Annotated in this window: 19 protein-coding genes; all 19 read right to left on the bottom strand. The window is 40.0% G+C overall.

What is annotated here, in order from left to right:
* Nucleotides 1-25: 25 nt before the first annotated feature.
* A complete protein-coding gene (locus MK385_RS00970; protein WP_000051179.1) occupies nucleotides 26-226 on the bottom strand; it encodes a CsbD family protein in 201 nt (66 codons plus the stop codon).
* A 101-nt stretch (nucleotides 227-327) separates the two neighbouring features.
* The gene (locus tag MK385_RS00965) at nucleotides 328-978 is read right to left on the bottom strand and encodes a DUF1803 domain-containing protein (protein ID WP_268725022.1); all 651 of its coding nucleotides are present in this window, start codon (nucleotides 976-978) and stop codon (nucleotides 328-330) included.
* A complete protein-coding gene (locus MK385_RS00960) occupies nucleotides 962-1474 on the bottom strand; it encodes a YiiX/YebB-like N1pC/P60 family cysteine hydrolase (protein WP_268725021.1) in 513 nt (170 codons plus the stop codon). The genes MK385_RS00965 and MK385_RS00960 overlap by 17 nt, the downstream gene beginning before the upstream one ends.
* A 122-nt stretch (nucleotides 1475-1596) precedes the next feature.
* Nucleotides 1597-1923: a DUF2568 domain-containing protein gene (locus MK385_RS00955; RefSeq protein WP_268725020.1), complete on the bottom strand. Its 327-nt coding sequence runs from the start codon at nucleotides 1921-1923 to the stop codon at nucleotides 1597-1599.
* 53 nt (nucleotides 1924-1976) lie between these two features.
* Complete coding sequence (locus tag MK385_RS00950) at nucleotides 1977-2912, bottom strand: manganese-dependent inorganic pyrophosphatase (protein ID WP_268725019.1); 936 nt, start codon at nucleotides 2910-2912, stop codon at nucleotides 1977-1979.
* Nucleotides 2913-2982: 70 nt separating this feature from the next.
* Complete coding sequence (locus MK385_RS00945) at nucleotides 2983-3282, bottom strand: GIY-YIG nuclease family protein (RefSeq protein WP_268725018.1); 300 nt, start codon at nucleotides 3280-3282, stop codon at nucleotides 2983-2985.
* The gene (locus MK385_RS00940; protein ID WP_268725017.1) at nucleotides 3272-4021 is read right to left on the bottom strand and encodes a tRNA1(Val) (adenine(37)-N6)-methyltransferase; all 750 of its coding nucleotides are present in this window, start codon (nucleotides 4019-4021) and stop codon (nucleotides 3272-3274) included. Before MK385_RS00940 ends, MK385_RS00945 begins: the two co-directional genes overlap by 11 nt.
* 53 nt (nucleotides 4022-4074) lie before the next feature.
* Nucleotides 4075-4434 (bottom strand): S1 RNA-binding domain-containing protein, encoded by a 360-nt coding sequence (locus MK385_RS00935; RefSeq protein WP_000689618.1) that lies wholly within the window; start codon nucleotides 4432-4434, stop codon nucleotides 4075-4077.
* A 1-nt stretch (nucleotide 4435) separates the two neighbouring features.
* Nucleotides 4436-5836, bottom strand: coding sequence for a bifunctional Cof-type HAD-IIB family hydrolase/peptidylprolyl isomerase (locus tag MK385_RS00930; RefSeq protein WP_268725016.1), 1401 nt, complete (start codon nucleotides 5834-5836; stop codon nucleotides 4436-4438).
* 122 nt (nucleotides 5837-5958) lie between these two features.
* Nucleotides 5959-7062: a glycosyl hydrolase family 8 gene (locus tag MK385_RS00925; RefSeq protein WP_268725015.1), complete on the bottom strand. Its 1104-nt coding sequence runs from the start codon at nucleotides 7060-7062 to the stop codon at nucleotides 5959-5961.
* Between the two features lie 8 nt (nucleotides 7063-7070).
* A complete protein-coding gene (locus MK385_RS00920) occupies nucleotides 7071-8381 on the bottom strand; it encodes a glycosyltransferase family 2 protein (RefSeq protein ID WP_042769130.1) in 1311 nt (436 codons plus the stop codon).
* 142 nt (nucleotides 8382-8523) lie between these two features.
* Nucleotides 8524-9303 carry a hypothetical protein gene (locus tag MK385_RS00915; RefSeq protein WP_268725014.1) on the bottom strand — a complete coding sequence of 260 codons (780 nt, stop codon included), beginning with the start codon at nucleotides 9301-9303 and terminating at the stop codon, nucleotides 8524-8526.
* Nucleotides 9300-10457, bottom strand: coding sequence for a non-hydrolyzing UDP-N-acetylglucosamine 2-epimerase (gene wecB, locus MK385_RS00910; protein WP_268725013.1), 1158 nt, complete (start codon nucleotides 10455-10457; stop codon nucleotides 9300-9302). Before wecB ends, MK385_RS00915 begins: the two co-directional genes overlap by 4 nt.
* A 430-nt stretch (nucleotides 10458-10887) precedes the next feature.
* Nucleotides 10888-11403: a GNAT family N-acetyltransferase gene (locus MK385_RS00905; protein ID WP_268725012.1), complete on the bottom strand. Its 516-nt coding sequence runs from the start codon at nucleotides 11401-11403 to the stop codon at nucleotides 10888-10890.
* Nucleotides 11404-11686: 283 nt separating this feature from the next.
* Nucleotides 11687-11926, bottom strand: a complete 240-nt coding sequence (gene rpsR, locus MK385_RS00900; RefSeq protein WP_000068664.1) for a 30S ribosomal protein S18 — start codon at nucleotides 11924-11926, stop codon at nucleotides 11687-11689.
* A gap of 31 nt (nucleotides 11927-11957) precedes the next feature.
* Entirely contained in the window at nucleotides 11958-12428 is a 471-nt protein-coding gene (ssbA, locus tag MK385_RS00895; RefSeq protein ID WP_125391331.1) for a single-stranded DNA-binding protein SsbA, read from the bottom strand.
* 11 nt (nucleotides 12429-12439) lie between these two features.
* On the bottom strand, nucleotides 12440-12730 hold the full coding sequence (gene rpsF / locus MK385_RS00890; protein WP_001151782.1) for a 30S ribosomal protein S6: 291 nt from the start codon (nucleotides 12728-12730) through the stop codon (nucleotides 12440-12442).
* A 132-nt stretch (nucleotides 12731-12862) separates the two neighbouring features.
* Entirely contained in the window at nucleotides 12863-14071 is a 1209-nt protein-coding gene (locus MK385_RS00885) for an MFS transporter (RefSeq protein ID WP_268725095.1), read from the bottom strand.
* A 123-nt stretch (nucleotides 14072-14194) separates the two neighbouring features.
* Nucleotides 14195-15538: an asparagine--tRNA ligase gene (gene asnS, locus MK385_RS00880; RefSeq protein ID WP_049477461.1), complete on the bottom strand. Its 1344-nt coding sequence runs from the start codon at nucleotides 15536-15538 to the stop codon at nucleotides 14195-14197.
* Between the last annotated feature and the right edge of the window lie 130 nt (nucleotides 15539-15668).

The raw sequence follows: 15668 nt of genomic DNA, 5'->3' as shown, positions 1-15668 counted from the left end.
CAAGGGAAACATTCCCTTGATTTTTTTAGTCTTCTTTCTTAAATGAATTTTTAAGACCTTCAACGGCACCTTCTACAGCACCTTTAGCATCTTCAACAACTTCTTTTGCTTTGGCAACTGTTTTTTCAACAGTACCTTCTGCTTCTGTCTTGCTATCACCAGTAACTTTACCAAATCCTTCTTTGATAGCACCAGTTGCTTGATCCAATTTATTTTCAAGTGACATAGTTCTGTCTCCTTTGCTTTTAATACGATAAACGTTATCGCTTACATTCAGTTTATGCTTATTCTTTAGCAAAGTCAAATAATCTGCTCAAAAGCAAGCAATTAAGGCAAATAGAAAGTCAAGCGTTCCTTGTCGAAATCAACAGCCAACTCATACTTCCCTTCTTCGTTTTGAACAATATAGCCTAAGACGACTAAACTCTCAACGAAAATATCACGCCGTTTCTGCATGAGCTGGTCCTTTTTGAGGAACTTGAGTAAAAACGTCGTCATATACTTGAGAGCATACTCAGGATTGACATCTCCCAAAATGGCATAGAGTTCCTGCTGTTTTTCCGTCAAAGGATATTGGTGCTTGACCTTGTAGAAATAGTTGGATAGGGTCATCTTTTCTCTTGCAAAGTCCGTACGTTCGACTAAAATGGCGGCATTGGTTTGATTGCGCAATTCTGTCTCAAAAGTCTTCTTCAGCAAAGCTTGATAAACTGGACTATCCTCTCTGACAAAAATTTCTTGGTCAAGGGCTAAATTATCCGTAGATTCTAAAAAAGGGAGATTGAGAAAATAGCGTTTGTTTTCCCTTAGGATCAAGCCTGCCTTGATAAACTCTTCCATAAATTTATCAACTGCCACATCTGGAAACTGAGCTTTGATTTCTCGTAGAATCACATCGTTATGCTGGTCCAGATAGTCCACCAAATCTATAAAAAATGGCTGCCGAGTCAAACGAGAAGGATTAAAAATCTGAATCATGAAGATTCCTTTCTTTACATTCTAAAAGAGGAGATGCTGCTAGTTGACTAGGATTGGTCCCTGGCTGGTTCAGAGGCACAGGAAGTTCAAGTTTCCTGTAGTATTCTCTCCAAAAATCACTAATCTCCTGCTCCCCGTCCCCAAATTGCATCGGAATAGTCTCAAAAATAGGAAGAATTTCCGCGATATACTGGGAGCAATAAAAACCAGACCCATCTGGATAAAAAGAGGCATTATAGGGGGCACCTAAATGTTTGCTAGCTCTCTCCTTCACCAAATCAGTTTCTATATCTGGGTAGGTATAGAGATCGTAGAGATGACTCGATTCAAAAAATTCAGTCGATTCTTGACAAATGACACCAGCTTTCCCACTAGCATGGTAGATGAAACCGTCCAAAAAGATTGCTACATGACTATAGTTCCCAGTAGAAACCTGGATGGCCTGACCCATATCTGAAAGGTCCTTCACAAAAATCAAATCGCCATTTTCTAACATCTTTCTCTCCTAGAAAAAAAGGAGCCGAAACCCCTTTAGCTATATGGAAAACACTGTTTTCTCGTGTCAATCTCCAGTCAAATAATTACCATTTAAATAATTCATTAACTATATTATAAGAATCACTCTAGCTGAAAATAATAAAGTAGCACCAAACTTCCAAAAGACAGAGCTAAGTAGAGGATTTCTATTTGCAATCCATACAAATACCAAAAACTACCACTAACCAAAATAAAAATCGATGTCTCAGCAACGAGGCGATGCCATTTTTTAAAAGCATATGGAGATTTTGGTGCCATGTATCGCGCCCAAAATAAGATTAATAGAACTGCTAGAAGAAAAAATAGGAATTTTTCCAGCCAAGAAATTTGTATCACAGATACGGAGAAAAGACCAAGGATTGCCACAACCTCAACCAAAAAGCGCAGTCCTTCAATCAATCGCATCATGCTATCACCTTCTATAAATAGTCAAATTAACAGTTCCAAATATTCCTTAAGAATTACCCATTAAAGCTTTCAGTCAACTGAGGCACCACTTGTTTCTTACGTGAAACAGCACCTGGAAGGAAAGCGTGGTTGTTTTCAAGTTTGAAGTTGAAAGCTGCTTCGACCTTGTCCATGTTTGACCCAAGAGCAAGGATTTCTGAGTTTGAATTGACGATGTCTGTAATCATCAAGACAAAGTCTGAGTAGCCGTTTGCTGCATTAGCTGCTTGCATTGCTGCTTCGATTTCTGCTTGGCGTTCCAAGACTTCAGCGATATCAACTGTGTTTACTTGAGCTACACGAACCTTATTTCCATTGAGTTCAAAGGTCTTAGCATCGATGTCAATCAATTCTTCAGCAGATTTGCTTGCCAAGTTCGTACCAGCCTTGAGCATAGCCAAACCGTACTCTTCCAAGTTGACACCAGCTAATTCAGCCAATTCAGGCGCAATGACTTTATCGGTTGGGTGAGTTGTTGGTGATTTCAAAAGAAGAGTATCTGAAATCAAACCTGAAAGCATCAAACCTGCGATTTCTTTAGGAACAGCTACACCATGCTCTTTGAACATGCGGTAAACGATAGAAGACGCTGATCCAACTGGTTCCAAGCGCATGTAAAGTGGGCTGGCAGTTTCAAAATTAGCCACACGGTGGTGATCCACAACTCCGTAAACTTCTACTTCAGTAATATCTGACACTGATTGTTGGAATTCATTGTGGTCAGTCAAGATAACTTGCTCTGCACCTTCTGCTTTAGCAGATGTGATGACGCGTGGTGCTTCTACACCAAAATAGTTCAAAACAAAGGCTGTTTCTTCATTAGGAGTTCCAAGTGCTACTGCTTCTGTGTCCAATCCATAAGCCTCTTTTGCAAGATAGGCAAAGGCTACAGATGACCCGATGGCATCTGAGTCTGGATTTTGGTGACCAAATACTAGAATCTTAGACATGATAATACCTCTTTAAATTTATTCATCTTATTGTAGCACTTTTTTCCTCTTTTGACAAAAGTAAGAGGAGTCAAAAGACTCCTCGTTTGACATCAATATGGTTGACTAGATTCTTCTCTTGATTTTCAGATAAAAATCGTTCTTTCTGTGGACGTTTCTTGCGTTTGAGGAGAGCCTCTGCAGACATGGCTTCTTCCTTACTGGCAAAACCCTGAGCATAGATGAGTTTGACTGGCAAGCGAGCTCGGGTATACTTGGCTCCCTTACCACTATTATGAACGGCAAGGCGCCTCTTCACATCCGTTGTATAGCCCGTATAGTAAGAACCGTCGCGGCACTCAACCACATACATATAGGCCTTATGATCCATAGTAAATCTCTTGAATTTCTGGTGTATAGGAACCATCATCATTGTGAACGATGAGAGGTGGCAAGACCTTAAAGCCACTGGTCGATCCATCCTTGATAGCTTCGATTAAGAGCATATTGGCCTCCTTCTCACGTTTAGGATAGACAAATTGCAGGCGCTTGGGTGCCAAATTGTGGCGTTGAAGCATATCTAGGATATCCAAGAGCCGATCAGGACGATGGACCATGGCCAAACGGCCATTAGACTTGAGAATACTCTGAGCACTTCGGCAGATTTCTTCTAGGTTAGTCGTAATTTCGTGTCTGGCCAGAAGGTAGTGCTCACTCTCGTTCAGATTAGAATGCGGATCCACCTTAAAATAAGGCGGATTGCACAAAATCATATCCACCTTACTTCCCTGAATGTGGGCAGGCATATTTTTCAAATCATCACAGATGACCTGTATCTGCTCTTCCAAGCCATTCAACTGAACCGAACGCTCTGCCATATCCGCCAAACGCTCCTGAATTTCTACAGAGAGAATTTTTGCCTTGGTACGACTACTTGCAAAAAGTCCAACTGCACCATTTCCAGCACAAAAGTCCACAATTAACCCCCGTTTAGGGAAGCGAGGAAAGCGTGATAAAAGAACACTATCCACTGAATAGCTAAACACCTCTCTATTTTGAATGATCTTGATATCTGTCGAAAAGAGCTGGTTGATTCGCTCTCCTGGTTTTAATAATTGTTCTTCTTTCATACTTTTATTATAACAAATTATGTTAATATTACAAATGGTTTAGATAATCGTATTTATGGCTTCTTCTTTAAATGCTCTAATGCCTCACGCGTCCAAACAGGCATCATTCGGGCAAGAGGAGCAAAACCATGCTTGATTCGATCATTTGAAAAACGTCTCCGTCTTGGCAATTGATGTTTTTCCTCTTCCAAGGTACGTATGGAAAGACTAGCCTTCCCAGTGTATTCATCAAAATCCACCACCTGAACTTGGACTTCATCACCAATTTTTAAAATGTCATAGATATTTTCAATAAATCCCGTCCGAATCTCCGAGATGTGAATCAGCCCTGTCACCCCTGTCTCTAACTCGACAAAGGCACCATAGGGCTGAATTCCTGTAATACGCCCAGTTAGCTTATCACCAATTTTCATTCTAGTCCTCAATTTCAATCGTTTCAATTACTACATCTTCAACTGGCTTGTCCATTGCACCAGTCTCAACAGCTGCAATGGCATCCAAGACTGCGAAAGATTCTGCGTCTACCAACTGCCCGAAAACAGTATGGCGGCGGTCAAGGTGAGGAGTCCCACCTTGTTCTGCATAAATCTCAGCGATAGGTTCAGGCCAGCCACCACGCGCAATCTCTTTCTTAGAGTATGGCAAATGTTGGTTTTGCACGATAAAGAACTGGCTACCATTGGTATTTGGACCCGCATTGGCCATAGAAAGGGCACCACGGATATTGTAGAGTTCTTCTGAAAATTCATCTTCAAAAGAGTCGCCGTAGATTGACTCACCACCCATACCAGTACCAGTTGGGTCTCCACCTTGGATCATAAAGTCCTTGATAATTCGGTGGAAAATCACACCATCATAGTAACCGTCTTTTGACAGAGCAACAAAGTTAGCCACTGTTTTAGGAGCATGTTCAGGGAAAAGCTTGATACGCAAGTCTCCGTGATTTGTCTTAATGGTCGCAAGAGGACCTTCTACTGTTTCAATTTCTACTTGTGGGAAATGCAATTCTTTTTCTACCATACCAAATCCTTCTAAGGCATCAAAAATGCCATCTTCTTCTACTGTTTTTGTAATATAATCTGCTTTTTCTTTGATCTTTTCGTGGGAAACTCCCATAGCAATACTGATTCCAGCATAATCAAAGAGTTCCAAGTCATTGAGACCATCCCCAAAGACCATGACATTCTCTGGTTTCAAGCCTAGATGTTCCACCACCTTGGCTACACCAGTTGCTTTTGAGCCTGAAATCGGCACGATATCAGATGAATGTTCATGCCAACGCACCATGCGAAGTTTATCCGATAAGGACTCTGGCAAGTGCAAGTCATCCCCTTTATCTTCAAAGCTCCACATCTGGTAAATATCTGCTTTTTCATGAAAGTCAGGATCCACATTCAAGTTTGGATAAATCGGATCAATAGCCTCACTGATCAGTTCTGTTCGCGTGGAGAGTTTGGCGTCATGACTACCAACCAGGCCGTACTTAATTCCCTCTTCCTTCGTCCAAGAGATATACTCCTCAACATCTGACTTGTCAATCTGATGTTGATAAATGACCTGACCTTTTTTATCTTCTATATAGGCCCCATTTAGGGTTACAAAAAAGTCCGGTTTGAGCTCACGAATCTCTGGAACAACACCAAAAATACCACGTCCAGAGGCGATTCCTGTTAAAATTCCTTTTTCACGCAACTGTTTAAAGACAGTGGGAATTGTAGCTGGAATAAAACCTGTCTTTGACGTACGCAAGGTATCATCAATATCAAAAAAGACGATTTTAATCTTCTTTGCCTTGTATTTTAATTTTGCATCCATCTCTCTACCTCTTTTTTATCACTCCTTCCATTATACCATAAAGCTGATGAAATTCCTTTTTTGAAAAAAGATGAAAATCCTATCAAAAAGAGAGCCAGAAAAACTAGCCCTCTCTTTTCATCCTAGAACATCTCTAGAGCAATCATGGTAATCATCGTTGCATCATAGTAGTTGTCCAAAGGTAAATCTTGTGTGAAAATGTATTTATTTTGCTGAAGAAGTTTCAGATAGCCTTCTCCCTTGTCAGACACGTAGGTAATCGGTGCCAAGAAACTACCCGCCTGGTATTGATTGAGGGCCGTTCCGTTCAAGTCATAACCAGCATAAATGCGCTGCTCTTTCATAAAGAAATCCATCATCTTTTGAACGAGTTTTTGGCTTCTTTCATCCTGGCTCTGTGACAAGTGATAAGGCAAACGGCAAGCGTTATAAGAGTACGCCCCATCGTATTGAGATTCGATAGTGTTGGCATCAACAAGACGTGCCCCAGACTTCTCAGCCCATATAAAGTCTGGCAAGAGACCCGTATCAGAATGAGAACTGATTTGCTCCAGTTGCCCAAGCATCTTATCCTTAACATCCAACCACTGTTTGTTTCCAGTCAGGTCATAAAAAGATTGGAAATAGTGAGGAAGAGTATCAGACGTTCGCATCAAGTAATAATAATCGGAATCCTTGTTTGCCCAATTCCCAACTGTTAAAACACCAGTTTCCTCGTTGTAATTGTACTTAAGGACATCATCCAAGATTTTTTTAGCTTGCGCTTGGTATTCCTGCGCTTTATCTGGCCACTGCTTGGCAGCTTCAATTAAAGAATAAGCGATATAGAGATCTCCATCAGTTGCATTTTGTTTCTCGACCGTTTCGCTATCATTTTTGATCACTTGCTTCCAAGACATCAACTGCGTTCCCTCAATACGATGATTTTGGTAGTAACGATAAAGACTCTCAAAATCTGCTTGACTTGCTTGCCCTTTTTGGGCAGCTAAAACTGTTATGAGCATGCCGTAACTTTGAGCTTCTGATAGAACTGTTGTCTCCTCAGAATTATTCGTCGTACGGACATAGGACTGATTTCCCTTAGTCACAAGAAACTGTTCACTCCATTGGCGGTAAATACGATTACGCATCTCGACTTTACTCCTTCCTCTTGCTAAAAACAATGCTAAACAAAAGATAGAAAGGATGAGCACAAACCATACATATTTTAATTTATTCGTTTTCATAGAACCTCCTATCCTGCAAATCGCTTGGTTTTAACCCACTTGGTTTCTTTTCGTCGGAGTACCTTGTCCAGAACGATTGAAGAAATGGAATCAATGGAAACAACGATAAACATCTGTGCATAAGTGAAATAGGCAGCCAAAGCCAACCAGATTTGCTTTGTAGTAGCTTGTCCAAATTGACTTGCCAATGCTGTCATAATTTGCATCAAATAGAGACCAATCATGAGAATCCAGTTAAAGAGCATGAGCTGGGCGATGTAGATATTGTCCGCATCAAAAGCAAATGGAACCCTGACATCTGGGAAGAAAAGATTAAGACAGATCGCTAGCACATTCGCTAGGAAAATCAAATCCGAAAGAACAATGGCAAAGTTAAACCAAAAGAAAACACATGAATAGTTAAAGACTTCTAGCTTAACGCGCCAGTTTGCTCTGCCAAATAGATGCTTAAAGTTTGAGAGAACAACTTCGTAATTTCCTTTTGCCCAGCGTTTCCGTTGCATATAGTAACTCTTTAAGGTCTCAGGTTCTTGTTGGAAAGCCTCTGAATTATAGGCAAGGGCAATCAATTTACCACTCTGCATAATTTTGAAGGAAATATCGGTATCCTCGGTTAAGGCACCATTTTTCCAACCACCGATACTCTTTACAAAGTCGGTTTGAATGATAAAGTTGGTTCCTGGAATACGCCCAATTTTAAAGAGATGCCACATCCCAACGTGGTGCACGCGCTGAGTAACAACGATTTCCTGGTTGATACAACGAGTCAAGAAATTTTGGTTGGCATTTCGAGTCTTGTTGCGACCGAAAGATGCAACATGACGTTCTGGATCCTTCATCACTTCTTTCACAAGGAAATAAAGAGCATTTTTTTCAGGCATGGCATCTGCATCATAAACACAGATGTATTCACCTGTTGCCATCTCCAAAGCATCGTTTAGAACACCTGCTTTTCCTCCCGTACCAGTACGGTCGATAATAGTCAGATTTCTTTCTGCATATTCAGGCATGGCTTGTACAGACAAACACTCTGCATAGGTGTTATCTGAACAGTTATCCGCAAACAAGAGCAATTCCACACGGTCGTGAGGATAGTTCATATCCAAGATAGCTTTTGCCGTTTGGGCAATAACCACATCCTCATTATGAGCAGGAACAACAATCGTTACCTTAGGATAATAAGGTAGCGGCGAAGTGTCTACACGAAAATCACTATGTTTAAACCAAAAGTGAACAGCTGAAAAGAGAATTACCAATCCCCATGCTAGAGAAATCCAAATTGTAAGCAAGGTAAAAATCATTAACATTTGACTAATCATGATTCACCGCCTTAAAATTTTTGTTCACTCGATGGTAAAGAATATTGTATGCAATAAATAGTATGATAAAACAAATGCCAAAGGCGAGACTGAGTCCCAAAGCAATACCAAAAAATAGTTCGGTTAAAGTCATGTTTCCCTCCTAATATTCTACAATTACATCTGTCTCTAGTTGACGTTTGAGATGACTAGCAACATCCGCGTAGTCTTGGTATTTATCTTTATTATCAGGGTTAATCACCAAATAGCCTGTTTGGAACTGAATTTCTTGATTACCTTCTTCTCCATGAAAAACTAAACTGCTTAGTTTCTCCTGCAAACCATTCAAATAAAGATCCTTCAAAGAATGTTGGTTACTACTCAATAGAACGAGAAAATTACCATCCGAAACGTAATAGAGCTTATCATTGTAACTCAATTCCTGAGCAATTACCTCTTGAATACGACTGAGCATCTGGTTATGTTCTTTCGGTTTAATCTGGAAGAACAAATCTTCATGTGCCCAATGAATCAATAAGGACTGTACCGTCATATCACTTTGTTCAGTTACCATAGCTTGGTAATCTGCTCGAGCTTCGTCTTCCTGTTCTTGGACCTTTGAGGCCACCTTGAAGAAATAATAACGAACCTTAAGTAGAATCCCAATTAAAAGAGGAAAACTGATTAATAAGAAGATCAGTTGAATGATTGGTATATAAACCACACCCGCAACCAAAACGATAAGTCCAAAACCAAATGCTAAGATAAGGGTCCAAGTAAGCAAAAGGTCAGATAATACCAACACTGCAAACAAGGCTAAAGCTAAAAACAAGATTTGTTCTAAAATGATTGCTCGAGCATACAAAAAACAAAGCACCAAAAGAATGACCTCACAAGCAAGCAAAGTCAGAAACCAGTTTCTAAATTTATACCAATTTTTCATTGTGTCCTAGCTCCTTCTTGAAACTCTGATGCAGATTCACCAAAACCAAAATAATGTTTAATAGTTTGTACAATTCTTTCTGATGCATTTCCATCTCCATAAGGATTTGGTGCCTGAGACATTTGTCTATAAAGAGTTTCATCTGTTAAGAGTGCTGCCATCGCTTCTTTTACACGTACTGGATCCGTACCAACTAACTTCAAAGTACCTGCTCTTACTCCTTCTGGACGTTCCGTCGTGTCACGAAGGACAAGGACAGGTTTGCCGAGAGAAGGCGCCTCTTCCTGAACACCTCCAGAGTCAGTCATGATAAAATAACTTCTTGAAGCTAAATTATGAAAATCAAGTACATCTAAAGGCTCAATCAAGTGAATACGATCGTGACCAGCTAAGATAACTTTTGCTGCTTCTTGCACAGCAGGGCTAAGGTGAACAGGATAAACAACTTCAATTTCCTGATGAAGATCGACCATCTCACGTAAAGCTGCAAAGACATTTCTCATTGGTTGACCTTGATTCTCACGACGATGCATGGTTACCAATACAAGTTTCTTATCTGGATCCAATTGATCTAGAACTTCATGATAGTAATCCGATTGAACGGTTAATTTCAAGGCATCAATGGCTGTATTTCCCGTAATGACAATAGCAGACTCAGGATGATTTTCCTTGAGGAGATTTTCTTTACTCTCACTAGTTGGAGCAAAATAAAGATCCGCAAGGCAGTCAGTCATCTGACGATTCATCTCTTCTGGGAAAGGAGAATACTTATCAAAGGTCCTTAGACCAGCTTCAACATGGCCGATACGTACCTGATTATAGAAAGCAACTAAACTTGCTGCAAAAGTTGTTGTTGTATCTCCATGAACAAGAATTATGTCTGGAAGTTCTTGCTTAACAACCGGATCAAACTTTTCTAAAATTTTTCCAGTAATATCTAAGAGAGATTGATTCTTCCCCATAATATCCAAGTCATAATGTGGCTCGATGCGAAACGTTTCAAGAACTTGGTCCAGCATTTGACGATGCTGAGCTGTCACAACTGTTATCGTCTCAACACTATCACTATGTTTTTGCAATTCCAACACTAAAGGGGCCATTTTAATCGCTTCTGGTCGTGTTCCAAAAACAACCATCACTTTCAATTTCTTCATTATGCTATCCTTCTACTATAATAAAATTTGATAAATCATATTAATTTGTATATCGAATAGTTCCAATTTCAATTAATTTGACTATCATAATTATTTTACCGTCAATTAATTTATATGTCAAATTTTTTCCAAATTATATTATTTCATTTAATTTAATTTTAACATTTTGTAACTTTTTTGCAATGATATCGTTTACAACTAAAAATAGCCTATTCTTCAATATATTTCAGATTTTTTTCAAAAAATAAGACCATACACAAACTATTATTTATATGTTTTGTTGTATTTTCATATTTGTATTGATATTTCGAACAATTATATTTTATCACTTTGAGGAATAAATCAAACAATTTCAAACAAAAAAATCCCTTTTTCGAATGAAAAAGGGATTTACGACTTCTTGTCATTTTAAAGTTAAACCTTATAAGATCTATCTTAAATCAAATCTTTTCGACAGATATAAGACCAATTCTCCGATATCTTCACAAACCGCATTCATTTCCAACGACTGATTTCGATACCAAACGCCTGAACCATCTGGAATATAGCCTCGTTTGATGTACAATCTCTGGGCAGGTCCATAGCCTGAGTGCAAACCTACACCCAACGTCACTTTGTCTGAAAAAAGTTTAACTCGATTTTCTGCCTCTTCCATCAAGAGGTTTCCAATGCCTTGATTTTGAAAGGGCTCAAAGACATTGAAATCTGAAAGTTCTGGAGCCATTCCAGCAAAGGGGCCCTGCTTAGCATCGGGTAAAATAGTAATGTAGCCCGCTACAGCACTAGTAAGATCAGCAATTAACACTTCCCTCTCTCCACTTTCCTGCTCCTTGAAGTATCGAGTTAAAATCTCCTCTCTACTTGGCCAACCTTGGCTGATAAATCCTCGAGATAGATCTTTAATGTCAGATTCTTGCATTTTTCTAATTGAACAAGTCGTCTTCATAAGCTGCTCCTTTAAAGCTTCCTGTTACCATTATAGCACGATAATAAAAATAAAAAGAAATAACCTAGTAAGAAAAAAGCATCTTACTAGGTCAAAAGGGACTCCATTCTAACAGAGTCCTGGAAAAGTCTGAAAAAAAAGGCCACTGGACCTGAAAAAAAGACCCGTCGGGGTCTTGACTCGCTTTCTTATTTCCGAGCTCATAAAAAAGAGGTCCACCCGGACCCGACTCGCTCCCTCATTTCAAAGCTCGTGAAAAAAAGACCCACCCGGGTCTTTTTTTTTAATCTTCGTTTACGAAAGGCATCAAAGCCATTACGCGAGCGCGTTTGATAGCTGTTGTTACTTTACGTTGGTTTTTAGCTGAAGTTCCTGTTACACGACGAGGAAGGATTTTCCCACGTTCTGAAACGAAACGGCTAAGAAGCTCAGTATCTTTGTAATCAACATATTCAATTTTGTTTGCTGCGATGTAATCAACTTTTTTACGGCGTTTGAATCCGCCACGACGTTGTTGAGCCATGTTTTTTCTCCTTTATAGTATTAATTGTCCATTAGAATGGTAAATCATCATCTGAAATGTCCAATGGATTTGTTGCTCCAAATGGATTTTCAGAACGTGAAAAGTCTGGTACTGGGTTTGCAGGTGCTGATTGACCAGCAGTTGGTGCAGAATAAGCCCCACCTGTATGTCCTTCACGCACTCCGCGGCTTTCCAACATTTGGAAATTCTCAGCCACGACTTCTGTTACGTAGACACGTTGTCCTTGCTGGTTATCGTAACTACGAGTCTGGATACGACCTGTGATCCCGATAAGAGAGCCTTTCTTAGCCCAGTTAGCAAGATTTTCAGCCTGTTGGCGCCACATAACGACATTGATAAAATCAGCCTCACGTTCGCCATTTTGACTCTTAAATGTACGGTTTACTGCAAGAGTAAAAGTCGCAACTGCTACATTTGATGGGGTATAACGCAACTCGGCGTCACGTACCATACGCCCTACAAGTACAACATTGTTAATCATAATCTACCTTCTTACGCGTCAAGTTTGACGATCATGTGACGAAGAATGTCAGCGTTGATTTTTGAAAGACGGTCAAACTCTTTAAGAGCTGCGTCATCGTTTGCTTCAACGTTAACGATGTGGTAAAGTCCTTCACGGAAATCTTGGATTTCGTATGCAAGACGACGTTTTTCCCATGATTTTGATTCAACAACAGTTGCACCGTTGTCAGTCAAGATAGAGTCAAAACGTGCTACCAAAGCGTTTTTCGCTTCTTCTTCAATGTTTGGACGAATGATATAAAGAATTTCGTATTTAGCCATTGATATGTTCCTCCTTTTGGTCTAATGACCCCAAGACTTTGCAAGGGGTAAGTGAGGTTTGCTCACAATTAACTATTATACTAGAAATACTAGTAGATAGCAAGAGAAAAAAGATAAAAATGAAAAATAACTCTATTGATTAGAAATAACATTCTCTTTCAGTTCTAAAGCTCTGGCCATCTCTTTCAAAATGAAGAATAGTGAAAAGCCGACTATTACTAAAAAGAATCCTAAGTAAATAAAGGCTTCTACAAAACCTAGAGCATCAATCAGCCACCCCGTCAGAGGAAAAACAACAATCATACTCAGGCTGAACATCATGGAGTAGACACTGAGCATGGTTGCACGTACCTCACTTGGGAGTCGCTTTTGTAAATCGTTGTCAAAAATCGGTTGAAAGAGAGCATATAAGGCGTTACTAATCAAATAAATCAAAATATAAATCAGTGGCGTACCAACGTAGGAAAGTAAGTAGGTTACTCCCGTTAAGAGTACAAGAATGGGAAAGAGCTTTAAGGCTGCATACTTCTTTCCAACCTTACTCGCTAGATAAACTGCCCAGATATTCAAAACACTGCCAATCAGCATGACCATCGAAATCTGCCATCCTTCTAAGTCAGGCAACTGATTTTGATAGTAAAAATAAAACATGCACATCAGTGTTCCGATGATTTGGGACAGAATCATCCAACCAAAAAGACTGGGATTTCTCTGCAACTCCTCTTTGACAGTCAACATAATCTTTTTCATCGTTAAACGTTCAGATTTTTGCGCTTTAACACTAGGCTCTTTTAGCATCCAAGTTAGGAAAAGAACGATCATAGAAGTGGCAATCATGATATAGTAGGTCAAGTGCAATTGACCATGGACAAAAAATCCCGCTAAAACAGTCCCCAAAGACCGAGTTCCTTCTGCTACTCCTGACATAAAACTTGAGATAGACAAGTAGCGCTCTTTTAATCCAGCCTCCACGGCCGAATTATAAACCATGGCTGCACTCGTCCCCGAATCAAAATTATAAGACAAGGCACTCACCACCATCGCGAGTGCGTAAATCCAAAAATTACCTTGCCCTACTAACATAAGAATAGACGACGCGATCCCAGCAATCCGACTGAGATAAAGATTGGTTTTATAGGAATAGCGGTCAGCTAACATTCCAGAGGGAATTTCACAAATGACACTGGTGGCATGAAAAATACTTTCCAATAAGCCAATCTGCCAAAGTGACATCCCATTTTGACTGAGAAATAGAATCCAAAAGCTAGTAATGCCCAAAAAGGCAAAAAATTCTACCCCAGCCATGAGACCGATATTCTTCCGATAATTTGGTTTAAACATCATTTCTCCTTTAACAAGTGTATATATCCTTGTGTCTGTCACTTGTTAAGCTGTGCTTTACATGATCTCCACCTCTTCTTTCTTCTACTTTGAAAAAACGCCTATTATGGCGTTTTAATCTTTTTATGGTTTGATTCGGTGCAACATACGTGGGAATGGAATCGCTTCACGGATGTGTTTTGTACCTGCTGCGAAAGTTACCATACGCTCGATACCGATCCCAAATCCACCGTGTGGTACAGTACCGTATTTACGAAGGTCAAGGTAGAATTCATACTCTGTACGATCCATACCAAGTTCTTCCATCTTAGCGACAAGGGCATCGTAGTCTTCCTCACGCATAGAACCACCGATGATTTCTCCATAGCCTTCTGGTGCAAGCAAGTCTGCACAAAGCACGCGCTCAGGATTTCCAGGGACTGGTTTCATGTAGAAGGCCTTGATAGCTGCTGGGTAGTTCATGACAAATGTTGGCACACCAAAGTGGTTTGAAATCCATGTTTCGTGTGGTGAACCAAAGTCATCGCCATGCTCAAGATGCTCGTAATCAGCATCTTCATCATTTTCATGCTCTTGCAAGAGGTCAATAGCTTGATCGTAAGTGATACGTTTGAATGGCTCTGCAATGTAGCGTTTCAAGAGCTCTGTATCACGTTCCAAGGTTTCCAAGGCTTGAGGAGCACGGTCTAGAACACCTTGAAGAAGGGCTTTAACATAAGCTTCTTGCAAGTCAAGTGACTCATCATGAGTCAGATATGAGTACTCCGCATCCATCATCCAGAACTCAGTCAAGTGACGGCGCGTTTTTGATTTTTCAGCACGGAATACTGGACCAAAGTCAAAGACACGGCCAAGAGCCATAGCACCTGCCTCTAGGTAAAGCTGACCTGATTGGCTCAAGTAGGCTGGCGTTCCGAAGTAATCTGTTTCAAAGAGTTCTGTTGAATCTTCTGCTGCATTTCCTGAAAGAATTGGGCTATCAAACTTCATGAAGCCGTTCTTATCAAAGAACTCATAAGTTGCATAAATGATAGCGTTACGGATTTGCATCACAGCTACTTGCTTACGAGAGCGGAGCCACAAGTGACGGTTGTCCATCAAGAAGTCTGTTCCGTGTTCTTTTGGTGTGATTGGGTAGTCTTGAGATTCACCGATCACTTCGATGTCTGTAATATCCAACTCATAGCCAAACTTAGAACGTTCGTCTTCTTTGACAATTCCTGTCACATAAACAGAAGTTTCTTGGCTCAAGCGTTTGATGACATCAAACTTCTCAAGTCCCACTTCTTCACCAAATTTTTCTACAAAGTTTGGTTTAAAGGCTACACCTTGGAAGAAAGCTGTTCCATCACGCAATTGCAAGAAGGCAATTTTCCCTTTTCCTGATTTGTTGGCAACCCAGGCTCCGATGGTCACTTCTTGACCAACGTAGTCTTTTACATCGATAATTGTTACACGTTTTGTCATAATCTATCTTCCTTTTTTCGTTTAACTTGTCCGAAGACGTCATTACCCACTATTTTACCATAAATAAACTGCGATAGCTAGGTTCTACTAGAGAAAATTCGCGAGATTTTCGTTACAAAAAATCTTCGCC

It is taken from the genome of Streptococcus oralis (assembly GCF_026782125.1).
Taxonomy (GTDB): Bacteria; Bacillota; Bacilli; order Lactobacillales; family Streptococcaceae; genus Streptococcus; species Streptococcus oralis_CE.
Note: the sequence above shows the minus strand (reverse complement) of the source record. Positions and strands in the feature narration are given on the sequence as shown.

Excerpts from the sequence above, each read along its gene's own strand:
- MK385_RS00970 (WP_000051179.1), bottom strand. The coding sequence starts at position 226 with ATGTCACTTGAAAATAAATTGGATCAAGCAACTGGTGCTATCAAAGAA.
- MK385_RS00965 (WP_268725022.1), bottom strand. The coding sequence starts at position 978 with ATGATTCAGATTTTTAATCCTTCTCGTTTGACTCGGCAGCCATTTTTT.
- MK385_RS00960 (WP_268725021.1), bottom strand. The coding sequence starts at position 1,474 with ATGTTAGAAAATGGCGATTTGATTTTTGTGAAGGACCTTTCAGATATG.
- MK385_RS00955 (WP_268725020.1), bottom strand. The coding sequence starts at position 1,923 with ATGATGCGATTGATTGAAGGACTGCGCTTTTTGGTTGAGGTTGTGGCA.
- MK385_RS00950 (WP_268725019.1), bottom strand. The coding sequence starts at position 2,912 with ATGTCTAAGATTCTAGTATTTGGTCACCAAAATCCAGACTCAGATGCC.
- MK385_RS00945 (WP_268725018.1), bottom strand. The coding sequence starts at position 3,282 with ATGGATCATAAGGCCTATATGTATGTGGTTGAGTGCCGCGACGGTTCT.
- MK385_RS00940 (WP_268725017.1), bottom strand. The coding sequence starts at position 4,021 with ATGAAAGAAGAACAATTATTAAAACCAGGAGAGCGAATCAACCAGCTC.
- MK385_RS00935 (WP_000689618.1), bottom strand. The coding sequence starts at position 4,434 with ATGAAAATTGGTGATAAGCTAACTGGGCGTATTACAGGAATTCAGCCC.
- MK385_RS00930 (WP_268725016.1), bottom strand. The coding sequence starts at position 5,836 with ATGGATGCAAAATTAAAATACAAGGCAAAGAAGATTAAAATCGTCTTT.
- MK385_RS00925 (WP_268725015.1), bottom strand. The coding sequence starts at position 7,062 with ATGAAAACGAATAAATTAAAATATGTATGGTTTGTGCTCATCCTTTCT.
- MK385_RS00920 (WP_042769130.1), bottom strand. The coding sequence starts at position 8,381 with ATGATTAGTCAAATGTTAATGATTTTTACCTTGCTTACAATTTGGATT.
- MK385_RS00915 (WP_268725014.1), bottom strand. The coding sequence starts at position 9,303 with ATGAAAAATTGGTATAAATTTAGAAACTGGTTTCTGACTTTGCTTGCT.
- wecB (WP_268725013.1), bottom strand. The coding sequence starts at position 10,457 with ATGAAGAAATTGAAAGTGATGGTTGTTTTTGGAACACGACCAGAAGCG.
- MK385_RS00905 (WP_268725012.1), bottom strand. The coding sequence starts at position 11,403 with ATGAAGACGACTTGTTCAATTAGAAAAATGCAAGAATCTGACATTAAA.
- rpsR (WP_000068664.1), bottom strand. The coding sequence starts at position 11,926 with ATGGCTCAACAACGTCGTGGCGGATTCAAACGCCGTAAAAAAGTTGAT.
- ssbA (WP_125391331.1), bottom strand. The coding sequence starts at position 12,428 with ATGATTAACAATGTTGTACTTGTAGGGCGTATGGTACGTGACGCCGAG.
- rpsF (WP_001151782.1), bottom strand. The coding sequence starts at position 12,730 with ATGGCTAAATACGAAATTCTTTATATCATTCGTCCAAACATTGAAGAA.
- MK385_RS00885 (WP_268725095.1), bottom strand. The coding sequence starts at position 14,071 with ATGTTTAAACCAAATTATCGGAAGAATATCGGTCTCATGGCTGGGGTA.
- asnS (WP_049477461.1), bottom strand. The coding sequence starts at position 15,538 with ATGACAAAACGTGTAACAATTATCGATGTAAAAGACTACGTTGGTCAA.